Consider the following 17,614-nt stretch of genomic DNA (forward strand, 5'->3'; position numbering starts at 1 on the left):
ACGCTACTGTCCGGCGACGGCATGGATGGCATTGTTCCCGGACCCGCTCCGCGCCGACAGCGGCCCAAGTGCCATTCATCGATATAATCGGGCCATTCGCCCAAGGCTGCCATGACGCTCCTCTCATCCTCGCCCGCCGTCGCGCCCGCCGTGATTGCCGTCGTCGCGTTCGACGGCATCATTCCGTTTCACCTGTCCGTGCCGTGCGTCGTGTTCGGCGAGGACTACAGTTCGGGCGGCGTCCCGCGCTTCGACATGCGCGTGTGCGCCGCCGAGCCGGGCATGCTGCGCACGACCGCGGGCTTCGCGATTGCCGCGCCGCATGGCTTGGAGGCGATCGCCGCCGCCGATATCGTGATCGTGCCGAGTTGGCGCGACGCGCTCGAGCCGCCGAACGAAGCGCTGGTCGACGCACTGCGCGCGGCGCATGAGCGCGGGGCTCAGATGGTGGGATTGTGTTTGGGTGCGTTCCTCTTGGCCGCGGCCGGGATACTCGACGGCCGCCCAGCCACGACGCATTGGGTATGGGCCGACGCGTTCGCGCGCCGATACCCCGCCGTGCACCTGGACGCGGCGGTGCTTTATGTCGACGACGGGGACGTGCTGACCTCCGCCGGCACCGCCGCCAGCCTCGATTGCTGCTTGCACCTGCTGCGCAGACGTTGCGGCGCGCGTGCGGCCAATTACGTGGCGCGGCGTCTCGTCGTGCCGCCGCATCGCCAAGGCAGTCAAGCGCAGTTCATCGAACAGCCCATCGGGATCCGCGCGCGCGACGAGCGGCTATCCGCCCTGCTCGATTGGGTCCAGCAGCATTTGCGCGAGCCGCATTCGCTCGATTCGCTGGCCGAGCGCGTGCTGATGAGCCGGCGCACGTTCACGCGGCGCTTCAAGCAAGCGACGGGGACGACTGTAGGGGCATGGCTGCTCGGTGCACGTCTGTCGCGCGCGCAGCAATTGCTGGAGATGACCGACGATAGCGTCGACGCGATCGCCGACACGGCAGGCTTCGGTTCTGCCGTCTCGCTGCGCCAGCATTTCGCCGACGCGTTCAAAACGACGCCGTCGAGCTACCGGCGCGAGTTCAGGGGCGTGTGAGGACGCCGCTCGCTCAGCCGAGCCAATGCGACGCGTACAGCAACACGGCAACCAGCACGACGATAGCCGTCCAGGCCCACGCCGGCATCGCCTGCGGCGGCGAAGAACGATGCAGGCCATGTGCGCCGCGCGGCGAAACGAGCGTCCCCGCCGCGCGGCCGGCGAGCGCCGCGGCCGCGTTGTGCTCCCATGTCTTGCGGCCGAGCCCCGCCATATTGATCGGCCTCAGAAACACATGCTGACGGCGCGGGGCGCCCGTGGCGCGGTTGGCCCGCTTGCCGTGCTTGGCTTCCACCACGGCGCAGAATTCGGCGAAAAAATCGTCGGCCAAATCGTGCAGTGCATTTTCGATTTGGCGCGGCGGCAATTCGGCAAGCGGCCCCGTCAGGGTGGCCCAGACCGAATAGTCGATGCGTGTCGCACTCGCCTCGCCGTTTTCGCCGATGGGACCGTCGCCGCCCAACACGACGTCGATCTGGCCGCGCAGCGAACCGACGCCCATCGCGCAGGCCTTGAAGGTCACGGTGCGATGCAGCGATTCGGCGCTCGGGGCGCTCGGATTCGGCTCACCGGCCGCACGCCCCGCATCGGCGCTCGCCAAGTGCGCGCGCACTTCGTAGCGCGCGCGCAGCGGCCCGAGCGGAACAGTTAGCGTCAGCGCGTACTCGCCGTTCGGCGTGCGGGTGAACGCCTCGCAGTTTTCGACACTCGCGCGCAGCAGGGCGATGTCCTGCAACGCATCGCAGACTGCGGATGGAGCGAGTGGAATACGCAGCGCGTCGGTCAATTCCATGGCGGTGTCCTCGATCTGCCTCGCCTACGAGGTCTGATCGATGCGGTCTACCCGCGACGAGTAGAACGCGATGCAACCCTTGATCGCCTCAGCCCCCGGCAACGGAGATTCGTAGCTCCACGCGGCATCGACCACGGGACCGTCCTCTTCGGTGAGCAGATGAAAATACGCGGCGTCGCCTTTATAGGGGCAATGCGAAGCGCTGTCCGAACGGCGCAGACGCGTCATGTTCACGTCTTCTCGCGGAAAATAGAAGACGTCGGGCAGACCGGTTTCCTTCAACGTCACCCCCTTGCGCGTATCGGCGATCGTGATGCCGCCATGGATGACGCGCAGACGGTGAAGGTTCGGCTCAATTTCGATACGGTGTGAGGTATCGGCATTCGTCATAGCAATTCCTCTCGCAAGGCGCATGCCGGGTGCCCGTGTGCACCGCATAAAAAAAGCCACGAGCGGGCGCCCGTGGCTTCATTATCGACGAAAGTCAGGCCGTGTGTGCGGCCCGACCGTGCACTATTGCGTATTCCAGTGGAAATCTGCGCGTGCGCCGGCCGCCTTGCCTACCGTCACTTCGTGCGACTGGTCGTCGTCCTTATAGCGCGCGTGCACGGTGTAATGGCCCGGCGGCAGTTTCACGAGCATATAGGGGCCGCGCGAATCCGCGTGCAGGACGTCGGCATCGTGCGGACCGACGATGCGCACATGGACATCGGCCAGGTAGTCCGAGCCCGGCCCCGTGAAGCGCATGGCGAGCGGCCAATGATGCGCGGCGCGCTTGAGTGCGGCCGATTCGTCGCTGCCCACGCCGCCCGACACGTAGGCCACCTCGCCCTGGTGCTGGATTTGCGGCATCCCGCCGCCATTCTCGTTGCCCGCGCTGGTCATGTCGGTGGTCGTGCCGCCGACCGTGCTCGCGTTTTGCGCCCACGCGCCGCCGGCGGTAAAGCCGAGCGCCGCCGTCGCTACGGCCGCGGCAAGCATCGCTTTCTTGCTGGTTCGCGTTTTCATTGCTTAGCTCCTTCAAGTTGCGCGCCCGTTGTCTTGGCAAAGCCGGGCGCTACGAGAAATAGGCATGCAAAGACCGTTCCCGGGGGGCCGCGCATCAGATGCATCACGCGGCCCGCCCCAACCTCACGCCTGCAAACGTCAGCCCATTCAGCCCAAATCGACCGGTACGAAGATTTGTGCGTTGTCGCGCTGGATCAACAGCGCCACGCTGTTGCCCGCCTTGGCGATGACGTCGCGCAGCTGCTGGACCGACGTGACCGGGCGGCCGTTCACCGCGAGAATGACGTCGCCGGGCTGGATGCCGGCGCTGGCCGCCGGGCCGCTCGAGCTCTGCACGATCAGACCGTGCGTGAGCGACGTGCCGCTGCGTTCCTGCGGCGTGAGCGGGCGCACCGCGACGCCGAGCTTGCCTTGCTCCGACGACTGCGCGCCGTTATCGGCCACCTTCGTATCGGACAACGAGCCGAGCGTCACCGACACTTCCTTCTTGGCCTTGTCGCGCCAGACGTCGAGCGTCGCCTTCGAACCCGGCTTCATGCTCGCGATCTGTGCCGGCAGATCCGTCGAGTCGTTCACGGCCGCGCCGTTCACGGCCAGGATCACGTCGCCGGCCTGCAAGCCGGCCTTTGCGGCCGGACCGCCCGGATCGACCGAGCTCACGAGCGCGCCGACAGGCTTTTGCAAGCCGAACGAATCGGCCAGCGTCTGATTGACGCCCTGCACCGCCACGCCGAGCCGCCCGCGGCTCACGTGGCCCGTCTTCACGAGTTCGTCCTTGACGCGCATCGCCTCGTCGATCGGAATCGCGAACGACAGGCCCTGGAAGCCGCCCGTCTGCGAGTAGATCATCGAGTTGATGCCGATCACCTGCCCTTGCAGATTGAACAGCGGGCCGCCCGAGTTGCCCGGGTTCACCGGCACGTCCGTCTGGATGAACGGCGTGTAGTTCTCGTTCGGCAGCGAGCGCCCCTTCGCGCTGATGATGCCCGAAGTGACCGTGTTGTCGAACCCGTACGGCGAGCCGATCGCGACGACCCATTGGCCGACCTTGCTCTGGTTCGGATCGCCGATCTTCACCGTCGGCAGGCTCGAGGCGCTGATCTTCAGGACCGCGACGTCCGATTGCTTGTCGGTGCCGACGACCTTCGCACGGAACTCGCGCTTGTCGGTCAGCTTGACGGTGACGACGTTCGCGCCGTCGACGACGTGCGCGTTGGTCAGAATGTAGCCGTCGCTGCTGATGATGAAGCCCGAACCGAGGCTCGCGCTCGGCACGTCGTCTTGCCCGCCGCCGCCGTTGTCGCCGCCCTGGCCCGGGAACTGGCCGTAAAAGCGCTTGAAGAACTGGTAGAAGGGATCGTCCGGATCGACGGGCAGCTGCTGCATCGAGCGGTGCGCCGCCGTCTGCTTCACGACGTGCTTCGCGCTGATGTTGACGACCGCCGGCCCGAAGGTTTCCACGAGCCCCGAGAAATCGGGAATGCCCGTTTTCGCGGCGGCTTCGGCCGGCATCAGCGCAGCCGCTTGCGCGCTCGAGATGATCTGGGGATCGGCGTGGCGCGTGCCGGCCACGTAACCGACGGAGAGCGCTGCGGAGACGGCCACGGCCACGGCACCGCGGGACAGGATTCTTGCGTTCATGGGGAAAGGCCTCCTTGCTTGATGTGAAGCAGAGTAAAAGGCCTGTCTTAAAGGAGACTTAATGGTGAAATTGGCGAAATCGCCGTCAAAACCGGACGGTAACGAGCAGGCCGCCGAGCGGCGCGTCGCCGAGTTCGATCGCCACGCCATGCTGCGTCGCAACGCGTTTGACGATCGCGAGCCCGAGGCCGCTGCCCGAAACGTCCGCGCGGGCACGCGCCGCCGCGTCGCGGTAGAACCGGTCGAACACGCGCGCGCGCTCCTCGGCCGGGATGCCGGGGCCGCTGTCGGCGATCTGCACGCAGGCGCGGCCTTTCTCGTCGACGGCGAGCGTCACGTCGATGCGGCCGCCGCCGGGCGTGTACTTGACGGCGTTGTCGAGCAAATTGCCGAACATGACGCGCAGCGAATCGGCGTCGGCCGTCACCGTCGCCGGCTGCGCGCGCTCGAAGCCGAGATCGATGCCGCGGCGCTGAGCGATGAGGGCATGCGCGGCCACGCAATCGGCCAGCAGCATGCGCAAATCGACGGCCTCCTTGACGGCGCCCGCGTCAGGCTCCGCGCGCGCCAGCGCGAGCAGTTGCTCGGCCAGCCGCGTCGCCCGCGTGACGCCGGCCTGCAGATCGGCCAGCGCCTCACGGCGCGAGTCGGCATCTTGCGCGCGCGCGACGAGCTGCGATTGGATCTGCACGGCCGCCAGCGGCGTGCGCAGCTCGTGCGCCGCATCGGCCACAAACGCGCGCTGCGTGTCGAGCGCCGCGGATAACCGCGCCAGCAGGCCGTTGAGCGCGCGCACGAGCGGGCGCACTTCGAGCGGCAAGCGCGCCTCGGGCAGCGGATCGAGCGCCTCGGGACGGCGCGCGTCGAGTGCGCGCGTCACGCGCCGAAGCGGCGCGAGCCCGCGCCCGACGACGCCCCAGACGGCCACGCCGAGAAACGGCAGCAGCACGATGAGCGGCCACAGCGTGCGCAGCGCGACGTTCGCGGCGAGACGATTGCGCACCGAAAGCGGCTGCGCGAGCTGCACCACGTTGTCGCCGACGATCGCGCCGTACACGCGCCAGTCGCCGCGGTCGGTGCGCTCGGTCGAAAACCCGAGTTCCGCCCGCGGCGCGAGCGGCGCGCGCGGATGCGAGTAGTACATCAGCGAACCCGTGCGGCTCCAGATCTGGATGACAATGCCCTCGTCGGCATCGTTATGCGCCCCGAAGATCTGCGCGAAAGGCTCGGACGGCAACGCCGCGGCGATCTCTTGCAGCTGATAGTCGAAGAGCTCGTTGGCTTCGGCGAGCGCTTGCCGGTAGATCAGCCAACCGGCCAGGCCCACGCCCGCGAGCACGATCCCGATCAGCCAGAACAGCAGTTGACGGCGAATGGATTGCATCGATGCGTTCAGTCCTTATCGCCCGGTTATTCTTTCGCGATCATATAGCCCAGGCCGCGTACGTTGCGGATCAGATCCGCCCCGAGCTTCTTGCGCAGTGCGTGAATATAGACTTCGACCGTATTGCTGCCGATCTCCTCGCCCCATCCGTACATCTTCTCTTCGAGCTGGGCCTTCGACAGCACGGCGCCGGGCCGCGCGAGCAGCGCTTCGAGCAGCGCGAACTCGCGCGCCGACAGCGCCACGGGCGAGCCGTCGAGCGTCACTTGATGCGCGGCCGGATCGAGCGTGAGCTGACCGTGGCGTATCACCGATTCGCAACGTCCGGCCTGGCGCCGAATCAGCGCGCGCATGCGGGCGCCGAGTTCGTCGAGATCGAACGGCTTGACGAGGTAATCGTCCGCACCGGCATCGAGCCCTTTCACGCGATCGGCCACGGCGTCGCGCGCCGTGACGATCAGCACCGGCAGCGTGTTGCCGCGCGAGCGCAGCGAACGCAGCACATCGAGGCCGTCGCGCTTGGGCAGACCCAGATCGAGCAGAACGAGATCGTACGTCTCGCTGACCGCCGCGGTCAGCGCGGCCTCGCCGTCCTGCACCCAGTCGACCGCGAACCCTTCGCCGCGCAGCGCCTTGCGCACGCCCTCGGCAATCATGCGGTCGTCTTCGACTAGCAGTATTCGCATCGCTTCACGCTCAGGCGCGCCCGAATGACACAGATAGCGCATTCTAGCGGGTCCGGCATCGACGGTTCGTGCGCAGCTCACGCCGCTTGCGCCATACAATGAGCGCTTCGCGCGCTCCGAGCGCGCCTTTCGCCCCTGCTCTCGGCCCTTCGTGCACTATTTCATGACGCTCGCCTCGCTTTTTTCGGCACGCCGCCGCCCCATTCCCGCTTCATCCCGTTTCCCTGCCTCGCCCCCCGAACCCGCCCCGACCACCCGCGCCGAGCATCGACGGCCCGGTACCGCATGGCTGCGGGCGGCTTGCGCGCTGGCCGCCGCCGGCGCGCTCGCGGCGGCCGCTCCGGCCGAGGCGCACAAGGCGGCCCCGCACAAGCTGCTGCGCCACCATGCGCAGGCCGCGCCCGCCCCGGCAGGGCTACCGCTTTCGGTGACGCGCGCGCTCAAGCGAGCCGGCGTGCCGCTGTCGAACATCAGCGTCGTCGTCGAGCGGATCGGCGATCGCACGCCGATCGTCGCCCTGAACGCGGACACCCCGATGCTGCCGGCCTCGACGATGAAACTCGTCACGACCTATTCGGGGCTGTCGATCCTCGGGCCGGACTACCGATGGCGCACGAGCGCCTACGCCGACGGCGACGTCGACGCGAACGGCGTGCTGCACGGCAACCTGTACATCCAAGGCACGGGCGATCCGAAGCTCGTGCCCGAAGAGCTGATCGACCTCGTCGACAAGATCCGGAAAGCGGGCATCACCGGGATCGACGGCGCGCTCGTGCTGGACAAGCGCTTCTTCGATCCGTCGACGCGCGATCTGCCGCCGTTCGACGACGACGTGACCGCGCCCTACAACGTCGGCCCGGACCCCCTCCTCTACGCGTTCAAGTCGCTCTCGTTCACGCTGACCCCGTCGCCGGACGGCAACGTCAACATCGACGTGATCCCCGCGCTGGCCCAGCTGCAGATCGACAACTCGCTGCGCGCGCGGCCCGGCGCCTGCGTCGGCGTGGACACCGCGCTGACGCCGAGCGTCACGCCCGAGGCGAACGGCACCGTCGATGCGCTGTTCTCGGGCGAGTATCCGATTCGCTGCGGCCCGCGCACGATCAACGTCGCCGTGCTCGACCACACCGCGTTCTTCGCGGGCGGCTTTCTCGCCTTGTGGCGCTCGGCGGGCGGAACCTTCAACGGCACGACGCACGAAGGCGCGGTGCCGACCGGAGCACGGCTCGTCGCCGTTCACCGCGGCCCGGTGCTGGGCGACATCGTTCGCGACATCAACAAGTTCAGCAACAACGTGATGGCGCGCAACCTGTTCCTCACGATCGGCGCCGTCGTCGACAAGCCGCCCGGCACCCCGGCGAAGTCGGCCGACGCGATCGAGCACTTTTTGCACACGCAAGGGCTCGCCATGCCCGAGCTCACGCTCGTGAACGGTTCAGGTCTCTCGCGCGCGGAGCACGTGAGCGCGCACTCGCTTGCCGATCTGCTGCAAAACGCGAACGCGAGCCCCGTCGCGCAGGTATTCGTCGCGTCGCTGCCGATTGCCGGCGTCGACGGCACCATGCGCAATCGGCTGCGCGACGAGCCCGTGCTCGGCAACGCCCATATCAAGACCGGCACGTTGAACGACGTGCGCGCGATCGCCGGCTACGTCGCGGCCGACAACGGCCAGAGCTACGTCGTCGTCAGCCTGATCAACTCGCGGCGGGCGGAAGAGGCGCGCGCGGCCCACGATGCGCTGCTGGAGTGGGTCTATCGGGGTTTGCGCTAGGGCCGCCGCATCGGCCGGCGCGCGCCGCATGCCGCGCCGGCCATCGAATACTTCTTCTACGATCAAATGAGGCCGCGCGAGACGCGAGCGTGTACCCTTTCGGGCAACGACCGGCGCATGACCGGATGACCGCAGTTGCCCCGAGCGCCTGCCGAACGGCGATAAGCACGGCGCCGGGCCCCATAACGACGAGACCCGAAGGAGGAAGACGTCATGCAATTCGACGCCGAATTGCTTCTGCTCGCCATGGCGCCCGTCTTTCTCGCATGCATCGGCTGGGAAGCGTGGCACTTTGCGCGCGCGCGCCGCCTCGGGCACCTCTACAGCTGGCCCGATACGCTGTGCAACGCCGCGCTCGCCCTGATGCATCAAGGCGCCGACAAGCTCGCCTGGCTCGCGGTCGTGCCGGTCTACGCCTACGTCTACGCGCATTTCCGGCTTCTCACCTGGCATGGCGGCTGGACTTCCTTCGCCGTCCTGTTCGTCGCACAGGACCTGCTCTACTACGTCTTTCACCGCTGCAGCCACCGCATTCGCTGGTTCTGGGCCGCGCACGTCGTCCATCATTCGTCGGAGCGCCTCAATCTATCGACGGCGTTCCGCCAAAGCCTCATGTATCCGATCGCCGGCATGTGGGCGTTCTGGACGCCGCTGGCGGTGCTCGGCTTCCCGCCGAAGCAGATCATCGCGATCGTGCTCATCAATCTGGCGTTCCAATTTTTCGTCCACACGCAGGCGATTGGCCGGCTTGGGTGGCTCGAATTCGTGTTCAACACGCCGTCGATTCACCGCTGCCATCACGCGCGCAATCCGCGCTACATCGACCGCAACTACGCGGGCGTGCTCGTGATCTGGGATCGGCTGTTCGGCACCTTTGTGGCGGAGGACGAGCATGACGCGCCGCGGTACGGCATCGTCGAGCCGCTTCGCTCTTACAACCCGTTGACGGCGACGTTTCACGAGTGGCGCTCGATGCTCGGCGACGCGCTGCATGCGCCGCGCTTTGCCGATAAGGTGCGCGCGATTTTTGGGCCGCCCGAATGGGCGGCGGCTTACCACGCGACGCGTGGCCACATTACACATCACATCACGGCCATGCCGCCTATACGAGGAGATGAAGTCGATGGAACACGGTAATAAGACACAAAACAACACTTGGCTGCGCGTGGCGCAAACCTCGATCGCCTGTGCGGCGTTCGCGCTGATGGCCGCGTGCGGCGGCGGTGGCGGCGGCAGCGGTTCGTCGAGCGCGGCCGCGACGCCGGCGGGTGGCGTGACGATGCAGGTCGTTTCGTTCGGCACGAGCCTGTCCGATGCCGGCACGTATTCCCCGGTCATCAAGGCACAGTTCGGCGGCGGCCGGTTCACGACGAACCCGGGTCAAGTGTGGACGCAAAACGTCGCCAACTACTACGGCGGCTCGCTCACGCCGGCCGTCGTCGGCGGCTTCGGGCAGGCGCTCACGGCAGCGGGCGGGCTCGACTACGCGCAGGGCGGTGCCGAGGTCTCCACTGCACAGGGCATCGGCTGGGCGCCGAACAATCTGGCCGCCACGACCACGCCGATCGTGACTCAAGTCGCGAACTACCTGAGCACGTACGGCAGCTTCAACTCGAATCAGATCGTGCTCGTGGAAGGCGGCGCGAACGACATCCTCGCGAACCTCACCGCGCTGCTGACCGCTATCCAAACCGACATCGGCGGCGGCATGACGCCGCAAAACGCGATTCTCAAGGAAGTCAGCACCACGCTCGGCCCCGCGGCGCAAGCGCTGGTGACCCAGGTCGCCACGATCGTCGCCAAGGGCGGCACGCACGTGGTGTTCGTCAATGTGCCCGATATCGGCCAAACGCCGCTCGGCGTGCAGGCGGCTGCCCAGAACGGTGCCGCGGCTCAGCAACTGATCTCGGGCGTCGTGCAGACGTTCAACGGCATCGTGGCCGCCGGGCTGCAAGCGGCCAATCTGCCTGCCGGCACTGTGATTCCCGTCGATGCGTTCACCTGGCTCGATCAGTTGATCGCAACCTACCAGACCAACGGCTTCACGGTGGCGAACACGAACACGGCATGCAACCTGACGCAAATGCAGACGTCGGCAACGGCGTACGCGCAAGCCAACCCGAGCGTGCTGCAGCCCGGTCAGACGGCAGCGCAGTTCGGCGCCGCGCTGGCGTCGTCGCTGTTCTGCTCGCCGCAGACGCTGACGGCGGCGGGCGCCGATCAGACGTACATCTTCGCCGACACCGTCCACCCGACCACCCGCGCGCACTTGCTGTTCGCGCAGTACGTCGAATCGCAAATCGCCAAGGCGGGCATCGGCCATTGACGTGACGGTGGCTTGATCCGGTCCGGTCGTCGGACCGTTCATACGCAAACGCCCGGCTCATATCGAGCCGGGCGTTGCTTTTTGTGGGCGTCGGCGGCGGATCGCCGTTCGCTATTCGTTCGCCTCGAACGCGGCGGCGGCACGGCCGAGCCGGTCGTTGACGGCGATCCATTCGAGCGTGCCGGGCAGCTTCTCGACGAAGATGCGCTCGACCTGCGCTCGATCGAGGGCGCGCAGCAAGCCGTACAGCTCGCGCGCATAGACGTGCGGATCTTCCGGGGCGGCGACGAAATGGACGTTGCGTGCATCGGCCCACGTACCGGCCCGTGACGCGCGCGCCACGAGCGCGACGCGCATGCCGGCCGTTTGCGCGCCGGCCAGCATCGGCTCGAGCGCGTCGAACGGCAGCAGCGCGAGCGGCGTACGCGGGGCGTAGTGCGCTTTGAGCGTGCCCGAGGCGCGCGGCGCCGTGGCATCGCCGCCGTCGGGCAGGCGCGGAGCGACGCCGAGCACGTCCGCGATCTCGCGCGGCGTGACGCGCCCGGGGCGCAGCAACGCCGGAAAACCGCGGGACAAATCGAGGATCGTCGATTCGATCCCGACGTCGCACGCGCCGCCGTCGAGCACGTGAATCGCATCGCCGAACTCGTCGCGCACGTGCTGCGCCGTCGTCGGGCTCACGTGACCGAAGCGATTCGCCGAAGGCGCCGCGACACCGCCGTGGCCCGCGCGCCGCGCGCTGAACGCCTCGAGCAGCCGCTGCGCCACCGGATGCGACGGGCACCGCAGGCCGACCGAGTCCTGACCGCCGCTAACGGCGGCCGGGATATGCGCCGCGCGTTTGAGAATCAGCGTAAGCGGCCCGGGCCAGAACGCATCGATAAGCCGTTGCGCGTCGGCGGGCAAGGGCCCGACCCAGTACTGCGGATCGCCATGCGGCGCCAAATGCACGATGACGGGATGATTGGCCGGCCGTCCTTTCGCCGCATAGATACGCGCGACCGCGGCCGGACTCTCGGCGTCGCCGCCGAGACCGTAGACGGTTTCCGTCGGAAACGCGACGAGTTCGCCGGCCGCGAGCAGCGCGGCCGCTTCGTCGATTTGCGCATCGGAGACCGGCGGTACGGCCGGTGAACTCGGATGGTGGGACATCGTTGAACAGGCTTGACGCTTTTCCGCTCAGGCGAGCGGGATGTGCAGCAGCCGCGCGCAATCGCGTGCGGCCGTGCGCGCTTCGTCGAGCGTGGCGGCGGTGAAATTCACATGCCCCATCTTACGCCCGGGCCGCGCTTCCTCCTTGCCGTACAAATGCAGGCGCGCGGCCGGCATCGCAGCCACTTCGTGCCAGGGCGGCGTCGCGGGCGTCGAACACGTGCCCCCCTTCGGATCGACGGGGAACCAGACGTCGCCGAGGATGTTGAGCATGACGGCCGGCGAGTGCTGACGCGTGTCGCCGAGCGGCATGCCCGTCATCGCGCGCACCTGCTGCTCGAACTGGCTCGCCGCGCAGGCATCGACCGTGTAGTGGCCCGAGTTGTGCGGCCGCGGCGCCATTTCGTTGGCGACGAACGAGCCGTCTTCCAGCAGGAAGAACTCGACGCAGAGCACGCCCACGTAGCCGAGCTTCTCGGCAATGCTGATTGCCGCCAGCTGCGCCTGCTGCGCCAGCGCGGGCGAGGCGTCGGGCGCGGGCACGACCGTCACCGACAGCACGCCGCCGCGATGCAAGTTCTGCGCGAGCGGATAAACGGCCGTCGCACCGTTCGTGCCGCGCGCCACGAGCGCCGACACTTCGAACTTGAGCGGCAGGCGCTTTTCGAGCACGCAGGGCACGCCGCCGAGCGAACTGTAGGCATCGCGCACCTCGTCGGCGCTCACCACGCGCACTTGGCCCTTGCCGTCGTAGCCGAGCCGCGCCGTCTTCAAGATGCCCGGCAACACGTGCGCAAGCTGCCCATCGTCGAGCGCGGCCAGCGCCTCCGACGATTCGATGACCACGTGCGGCGCAACGGGTACCCCTGCTTCGGCGATGAAGCGTTTCTCGGCGATACGGTCCTGCGCGATCGCCACGCAGCGTCCGGCCGGGCTCACGAACGTCGAGCGCGCGAGAAAATCGAGGCTCGCGGCAGGCACGTTCTCGAACTCCGTCGACACGGCCGCGCAAAGGCGCGCGAGTTCGGTCAGCGCGGCCTCGTCGGTATACGCGGCGCGCAGATGCCGATCGGCAACACTGCCGGCGGGGCTCGTTTCGTCCGGGTCGAGCACGGCAACGCGGTAGCCCATCGCCTGTGCGGCGAAGCAGAACATGCGGCCGAGCTGGCCGCCGCCGACCATCCCGAGCCAAGCGCCGGGCATGATCGGTGAAACGGGGGTGTTCTCTGGATTCATTTCTTTGGTCGGTCTCGCCCGCGGCATGCGAATCGGCCGCGGGACGGCAAGCAACGGTCGCGAAAACGGGACCTCGAAATAGGGCCGGCCAAACGGCAAAAGGCCGGCCCCAAGCGCTCAAAGCGCCGGCAGCACCATCGCGTGAGCCGCCTGATTTTGCCGAACGCGAAACGCCGCGAGCCGCTCGGCATACTCGTTCGACGTACCTGCGAGCATCGCCACGGCGAACAGCGCCGCGTTCGCCGCGCCGGCCTCGCCGATCGCGAACGTCGCGACGGGCACGCCCTTGGGCATCTGCACGATCGAGTGCAGCGAATCGACACCCTTCAGATACTTGCTCGCCACCGGCACGCCGAGCACGGGCACCGTCGTCTTCGCGGCAAGCATGCCGGGCAGATGCGCGGCGCCGCCGGCGCCCGCGATGATCGCCTGCAAGCCGCGCGCGCGCGCCTTTTCCGCATAGTCGAACATCTCGTCGGGCATCCGATGCGCCGAGACGACCTTCGCCTCGTAGGGCACGCCGAATTCCTGCAGCATCGCCACGGCGTGCTTCATCACGTCCCAATCCGAACTCGATCCCATCAGCACGCCGACGAGCGGCGCGCCGTGCGTATGAGCGGTCTGCACTTGTTCCGTCATGGTCCGGTCGTCCTCAGGCCAGCGTTTGACCCGTGAGCCGCTCGAGCGCCTCTTGGTACTTGCTGCTCGTCTTGGCGAGGACGTCCTCGGGCAGCTTCGGCGCCGGCGGCGTCTTGCCCCAGTTCTGGGCTTCGAGCCAATCGCGCACGAACTGCTTGTCGAACGACGGCGGGTTCGTGCCGACTTGGTATTCGTCGGCCGGCCAGAAACGCGACGAATCGGCCGTCAGCGCTTCGTCCATCAGGAACAGCTTGCCGTGGCTGTCGAGGCCGAACTCGAACTTGGTATCGGCGATGATGATGCCGCGCGTGGCCGCGTATTCCGAGGCTTCCTTGTACAGCTTGATCGAGATGTCGCGGATCGTCGCGGCCAGTTCGGTGCCGATGCGGCGCTCGCACTCCTCGAACGTGATGTTCTCGTCGTGATGCCCCATCTCGGCCTTCGCGGCCGGCGTGAAGATCGGCTCGGGCAGCTTTTGCGCGTTCTGCAGCCCGGGCGGCAACTCGACGCCGCACACGGCGCCCGTCGCTTGATAGTCCTTCCAGCCGCTGCCGGCGAGATAGCCGCGCACCACGGCTTCGACGAGGATCGGCTCGAGCCGCTTGACGACGACGCCCCGTCCCTTCACTTGCTCGACTTCGTCGGGTGCGACGACGGTCTCGGGCGCCACGCCCGTCAGGTGATTCGGCACGATGTGCTGCAGACGGTCGAACCAGAAGTTCGCCATCTGGTTGAGCACGCGGCCTTTGTTCGGAATCGGCTCGCCCATGACGACGTCGAACGCCGACAGACGATCGGTCGTGACGATCAGCAACTGGTCGTGGCCGACCGCGTAGTTGTCGCGGACCTTGCCGCGACCGAGCAGCGGCAGCGAGCGGAGCGAAGATTCGTAGAGGGTAGACATCGTCGTGAGCCGTCAGTCAAAAGTGAAGAACGAATGAAACGCCAGGCGCATCGAGGCAATCTGCCATCGGCCGCCTGAACCACGAACAACAACCAACAAAAGACTACAAAACAACAAAAGGCAAACGCCGTTCCCATCGGTCGAGGGGAACGGCGATCGATTCACAATGGCCGCGCGAACCTTGCGCGGCCTTGTGCAGTCAAGCTTTCGGCGAATCAGCGAACGACTTGCGCCAGCTCGCCCGCCTTGTACTTCTCCGCGATCTTGTCGAGCGAGACCGGCTTGATCTTGCCTGCCTGGCCTTCGCAGCCGAACGCGACGAAGCGGTCGACACACACTTTCTTCGCCGCTTCGCGCGCGGGCTTCAGGTAGTCGCGCGGATCGAACTTGCTCGGATTTTCGAACAAGTATCGCCGAATCGCACCCGTGATCGCCAGACGCAGATCGGTGTCGATGTTCACTTTGCGCACGCCGTGCTTGATCCCTTCCTGGATTTCCTCGACGGGCACGCCGTACGTTTCCTTCATGTCGCCGCCGAACTCGCGGATTTCGGCCAGCAGTTCCTGCGGCACCGACGACGACCCGTGCATCACGAGGTGCGTGTTCGGAATCCGCGCATGGATTTCCTTGATACGGTCGATCGCGAGGATGTCGCCCGTCGGCTTCTTCGTGAACTTGTACGCGCCGTGCGAGGTGCCGATCGCGATCGCGAGGGCGTCGCACTGCGTCTGCTTCACGAAGTCGGCAGCCTGCTCGACGTCGGTGAGCAACTGCTCGCGCGTCATCGTGCCTTCGGCGCCGTGGCCGTCTTCCTTGTCGCCCTTCATCGTTTCGAGCGAGCCGAGCACGCCCAGTTCGGCCTCGACCGTCACCCCGATCGAATGCGCCATTTCGACGACCTTGCGCGACACGTCGACATTGTATTCGTACGACGCGACCGTCTTGCCGTCGGCCTGGAGCGAGCCGTCCATCATCACGCTCGTGAAACCGCTGCGCATCGCGGCCATGCAGACGGCCGGCGACTGCCCATGGTCCTGGTGCATCACGACCGGAATATGCGGGTACGACTCGATCGCCGCCTCGATCAAGTGACGCAGGAACGGCTCGCCCGCGTATTTGCGGGCGCCGGCCGACGCTTGCATGATGACGGGCGCGCCGACCTGATCCGCCGCGGTCATGATCGCCTGCACTTGCTCGAGGTTGTTCACGTTGAACGCCGGCAGGCCATAGCCATGCTCGGCCGCATGATCCAGCAGTTGACGCATTGATACGAGAGGCATGCTGTACTCCTTGGATTGAAATCTGGGTGCTCAGTCGGCACTTTTTATGTGCGAATGCGCGATTTTATCGCGAAGTGAGGGCCTCACCCGCACTTAGGGGGTCGTCATACCCCGCGGCGAGCGCCAAATGTACGGCGCTGAGCGCCGGCTCGTGGCCGGCGCACCGCTTTCAATCGATCTACTTGGCTTGAACGCTTGGGATCCGCTTGGGATCAATACGGATCGCCGACACGCACGATCTTCAGCGTATTCGTGCCGCCGGCTTGCCCCATCGGCTCGCCCACCGTCAGCACGACCATGTCGCCGCGCGAGGCGAAGCCCTTCGACACGACCACCTCGACGGCTTGCTTCAGCGCTTGATCGCGATCGCTGTTCGGCTCCACCGACAGCGGCGTCACGTTGCGGAACAGCGCCATCGCGCGCTCGCTCGTCACGCGCGAGGTCAGCGCGAAGATCGGCACATGCGACCAGTGGCGCGAGAGCCACAGCGCCGTCGCGCCCGATTCCGTCAACGCCACGATCGCTTTCGCGCCGAGATGGTAGGCCGTGAACAGCGCGCCCATCGCGATCGACTGGTCGATGCGCGTGAACGTGCGGTCGAGGAAATCCTTGTCGAGCTCGACGTGTTCCGACTTCTCCGCTTCGATACAAATCGCGGCCATCGCTTCGATCGTCTGCACGGGGTACTTGCCCGCGGCCGTTTCGGCCGACAGCATCACCGCATCCGTACCGTCGAGCACGGCGTTGGCGACGTCGGACACCTCGGCGCGCGTCGGCACCGGCGCGTGGATCATCGACTCCATCATCTGGGTGGCCGTGATCACGAGCTTGTTCGACTCGCGCGCCATCCGGATCATCCGCTTTTGCAGCGCCGGCACGGCCGCGTTGCCGACTTCGACGGCCAAATCGCCGCGCGCGACCATGATGCCGTCGGACGCGTCGAGAATACCTTGCAGCGCGGGAATCGCCTCGGCGCGCTCGATTTTCGCGATCATCTTCGGCTTGATGCCGTAGGGCATGCCGGCGATGTTCGCGAGCTGGCGCGCCATCTCCATGTCGGTCGCGTTCTTCGGGAACGACACGGCGATGTAGTCGACGCCGATCGCCATGGCCGTGCGGATGTCTTCCATGTCCTTGGCCGTCAACGCGGGCGCGGTCAAGCCGCCGCCTTGGCGGTTGATGCCCTTGTTGTTCGACAGCTCGCCGCCGACTTTCACGACCGTGTGGATTTCCTCGCCGACGACGCGCGAAACCGTCAGCACGATCAGTCCGTCATTGAGCAGCAGGACGTCGTTCGGCCGCAGGTCGCGCGGCAAATCGCGGTAGTCGAGGCCGACGCGCTCGTCGTTGCCGAGCGCGCAGTTCGCGTCGAGGATGAACGGCTGGCCCGGCTCGAGCATGGTCTTGCCGTTCTCGAACTTGCCGACTCGAATCTTGGGCCCCTGCAGGTCAGCCATGATGGCGATCGCTCGCCCCGTCTGGCGCGCCGCCTCGCGCACGTACTCTGCGCGCTGGCGGTGATCGTCGGCCGTGCCGTGCGAAAAATTCAGGCGTACCACGTCGAGGCCCGCTTGCATCATCTGCAAGAGGACTTCGGGCGAACTCGATGCCGGTCCGATCGTGGCGACAATCTTAGTGGCGCGATGCATGTATCTCCTCGTCTGGGTGGTGTCGCTGGTAAACGGGCTGCGAGATGATG

16 protein-coding genes are annotated in these 17,614 nt (G+C 66.8%); 4 read left to right on the forward strand and 12 right to left on the reverse strand.

The window, feature by feature from the left end:
• Positions 1–111: 111 nt before the first annotated feature.
• Positions 112–1,095 carry a GlxA family transcriptional regulator gene (locus tag DWV00_RS04555; protein WP_115532373.1) on the forward strand — a complete coding sequence of 328 codons (984 nt, stop codon included), beginning with the start codon at positions 112–114 and terminating at the stop codon, positions 1,093–1,095.
• A 13-nt stretch (positions 1,096–1,108) separates the two neighbouring features.
• Here DWV00_RS04555 and DWV00_RS04560 read toward each other — a convergent pair whose 3' ends face one another.
• From DWV00_RS04560 to DWV00_RS04585, 6 genes are all read right to left on the reverse strand, one after another.
• Positions 1,109–1,888: an SRPBCC family protein gene (locus DWV00_RS04560; RefSeq protein ID WP_115532374.1), complete on the reverse strand. Its 780-nt coding sequence runs from the start codon at positions 1,886–1,888 to the stop codon at positions 1,109–1,111.
• Positions 1,889–1,912: 24 nt separating this feature from the next.
• Positions 1,913–2,278: a DUF427 domain-containing protein gene (locus DWV00_RS04565; protein ID WP_115532375.1), complete on the reverse strand. Its 366-nt coding sequence runs from the start codon at positions 2,276–2,278 to the stop codon at positions 1,913–1,915.
• 123 nt (positions 2,279–2,401) lie between these two features.
• Complete coding sequence (locus DWV00_RS04570) at positions 2,402–2,896, reverse strand: carboxypeptidase regulatory-like domain-containing protein (RefSeq protein ID WP_115532376.1); 495 nt, start codon at positions 2,894–2,896, stop codon at positions 2,402–2,404.
• 147 nt (positions 2,897–3,043) lie between these two features.
• Complete coding sequence (locus DWV00_RS04575; protein WP_115532377.1) at positions 3,044–4,537, reverse strand: DegQ family serine endoprotease; 1,494 nt, start codon at positions 4,535–4,537, stop codon at positions 3,044–3,046.
• An 85-nt stretch (positions 4,538–4,622) separates the two neighbouring features.
• Positions 4,623–5,921 (reverse strand): ATP-binding protein, encoded by a 1,299-nt coding sequence (locus DWV00_RS04580; protein WP_115532378.1) that lies wholly within the window; start codon positions 5,919–5,921, stop codon positions 4,623–4,625.
• Positions 5,922–5,947: 26 nt separating this feature from the next.
• Positions 5,948–6,607, reverse strand: coding sequence for a response regulator (locus DWV00_RS04585; RefSeq protein ID WP_115532806.1), 660 nt, complete (start codon positions 6,605–6,607; stop codon positions 5,948–5,950).
• Between the two features lie 163 nt (positions 6,608–6,770).
• On the opposite strand from DWV00_RS04585, the gene dacB reads away from it, so the two are divergent.
• The 3 genes from dacB to DWV00_RS04600 all read left to right on the forward strand — a co-directional run bounded on the left by dacB (position 6,771) and on the right by DWV00_RS04600 (position 10,704).
• Positions 6,771–8,378, forward strand: a complete 1,608-nt coding sequence (gene dacB / locus DWV00_RS04590) for a D-alanyl-D-alanine carboxypeptidase/D-alanyl-D-alanine endopeptidase (RefSeq protein ID WP_115532379.1) — start codon at positions 6,771–6,773, stop codon at positions 8,376–8,378.
• Positions 8,379–8,591: 213 nt separating this feature from the next.
• Positions 8,592–9,515 carry a sterol desaturase family protein gene (locus DWV00_RS04595; protein WP_115532380.1) on the forward strand — a complete coding sequence of 308 codons (924 nt, stop codon included), beginning with the start codon at positions 8,592–8,594 and terminating at the stop codon, positions 9,513–9,515.
• Positions 9,502–10,704 (forward strand): SGNH/GDSL hydrolase family protein, encoded by a 1,203-nt coding sequence (locus tag DWV00_RS04600; protein ID WP_245964726.1) that lies wholly within the window; start codon positions 9,502–9,504, stop codon positions 10,702–10,704. The genes DWV00_RS04595 and DWV00_RS04600 overlap by 14 nt, the downstream gene beginning before the upstream one ends.
• A gap of 111 nt (positions 10,705–10,815) precedes the next feature.
• On the opposite strand, the gene DWV00_RS04605 is transcribed toward DWV00_RS04600, so the two are convergent.
• The 6 genes from DWV00_RS04605 to pyk form a co-directional block, all read right to left on the reverse strand.
• Positions 10,816–11,856 (reverse strand): L-threonylcarbamoyladenylate synthase, encoded by a 1,041-nt coding sequence (locus DWV00_RS04605; protein WP_115532382.1) that lies wholly within the window; start codon positions 11,854–11,856, stop codon positions 10,816–10,818.
• 27 nt (positions 11,857–11,883) lie between these two features.
• The gene (locus DWV00_RS04610) at positions 11,884–13,092 is read right to left on the reverse strand and encodes a 5-(carboxyamino)imidazole ribonucleotide synthase (RefSeq protein ID WP_115532807.1); all 1,209 of its coding nucleotides are present in this window, start codon (positions 13,090–13,092) and stop codon (positions 11,884–11,886) included.
• Between the two features lie 117 nt (positions 13,093–13,209).
• Positions 13,210–13,731 carry a 5-(carboxyamino)imidazole ribonucleotide mutase gene (purE, locus tag DWV00_RS04615; RefSeq protein WP_115532383.1) on the reverse strand — a complete coding sequence of 174 codons (522 nt, stop codon included), beginning with the start codon at positions 13,729–13,731 and terminating at the stop codon, positions 13,210–13,212.
• Positions 13,732–13,744: 13 nt separating this feature from the next.
• The gene (locus DWV00_RS04620; protein WP_115532384.1) at positions 13,745–14,635 is read right to left on the reverse strand and encodes a phosphoribosylaminoimidazolesuccinocarboxamide synthase; all 891 of its coding nucleotides are present in this window, start codon (positions 14,633–14,635) and stop codon (positions 13,745–13,747) included.
• Positions 14,636–14,850: 215 nt separating this feature from the next.
• A complete protein-coding gene (gene fba, locus DWV00_RS04625; RefSeq protein WP_115532385.1) occupies positions 14,851–15,915 on the reverse strand; it encodes a class II fructose-bisphosphate aldolase in 1,065 nt (354 codons plus the stop codon).
• 212 nt (positions 15,916–16,127) lie between these two features.
• Positions 16,128–17,564, reverse strand: a complete 1,437-nt coding sequence (pyk, locus tag DWV00_RS04630; protein WP_115532808.1) for a pyruvate kinase — start codon at positions 17,562–17,564, stop codon at positions 16,128–16,130.
• Positions 17,565–17,614 lie beyond the last annotated feature (50 nt).

The sequence above is a fragment of the Trinickia dinghuensis genome (assembly GCF_003367175.1).
Classification (GTDB): Bacteria; Pseudomonadota; Gammaproteobacteria; order Burkholderiales; family Burkholderiaceae; genus Trinickia; species Trinickia dinghuensis.

Excerpts from the sequence above, each read along its gene's own strand:
- DWV00_RS04555 (WP_115532373.1), top strand. The coding sequence starts at position 112 with ATGACGCTCCTCTCATCCTCGCCCGCCGTCGCGCCCGCCGTGATTGCC.
- DWV00_RS04560 (WP_115532374.1), bottom strand. The coding sequence starts at position 1,888 with ATGGAATTGACCGACGCGCTGCGTATTCCACTCGCTCCATCCGCAGTC.
- DWV00_RS04565 (WP_115532375.1), bottom strand. The coding sequence starts at position 2,278 with ATGACGAATGCCGATACCTCACACCGTATCGAAATTGAGCCGAACCTT.
- DWV00_RS04570 (WP_115532376.1), bottom strand. The coding sequence starts at position 2,896 with ATGAAAACGCGAACCAGCAAGAAAGCGATGCTTGCCGCGGCCGTAGCG.
- DWV00_RS04575 (WP_115532377.1), bottom strand. The coding sequence starts at position 4,537 with ATGAACGCAAGAATCCTGTCCCGCGGTGCCGTGGCCGTGGCCGTCTCC.
- DWV00_RS04580 (WP_115532378.1), bottom strand. The coding sequence starts at position 5,921 with ATGCAATCCATTCGCCGTCAACTGCTGTTCTGGCTGATCGGGATCGTG.
- DWV00_RS04585 (WP_115532806.1), bottom strand. The coding sequence starts at position 6,607 with ATGCGAATACTGCTAGTCGAAGACGACCGCATGATTGCCGAGGGCGTG.
- dacB (WP_115532379.1), top strand. The coding sequence starts at position 6,771 with ATGACGCTCGCCTCGCTTTTTTCGGCACGCCGCCGCCCCATTCCCGCT.
- DWV00_RS04595 (WP_115532380.1), top strand. The coding sequence starts at position 8,592 with ATGCAATTCGACGCCGAATTGCTTCTGCTCGCCATGGCGCCCGTCTTT.
- DWV00_RS04600 (WP_245964726.1), top strand. The coding sequence starts at position 9,502 with ATGGAACACGGTAATAAGACACAAAACAACACTTGGCTGCGCGTGGCG.
- DWV00_RS04605 (WP_115532382.1), bottom strand. The coding sequence starts at position 11,856 with ATGTCCCACCATCCGAGTTCACCGGCCGTACCGCCGGTCTCCGATGCG.
- DWV00_RS04610 (WP_115532807.1), bottom strand. The coding sequence starts at position 13,092 with ATGAATCCAGAGAACACCCCCGTTTCACCGATCATGCCCGGCGCTTGG.
- purE (WP_115532383.1), bottom strand. The coding sequence starts at position 13,731 with ATGACGGAACAAGTGCAGACCGCTCATACGCACGGCGCGCCGCTCGTC.
- DWV00_RS04620 (WP_115532384.1), bottom strand. The coding sequence starts at position 14,635 with ATGTCTACCCTCTACGAATCTTCGCTCCGCTCGCTGCCGCTGCTCGGT.
- fba (WP_115532385.1), bottom strand. The coding sequence starts at position 15,915 with ATGCCTCTCGTATCAATGCGTCAACTGCTGGATCATGCGGCCGAGCAT.
- pyk (WP_115532808.1), bottom strand. The coding sequence starts at position 17,564 with ATGCATCGCGCCACTAAGATTGTCGCCACGATCGGACCGGCATCGAGT.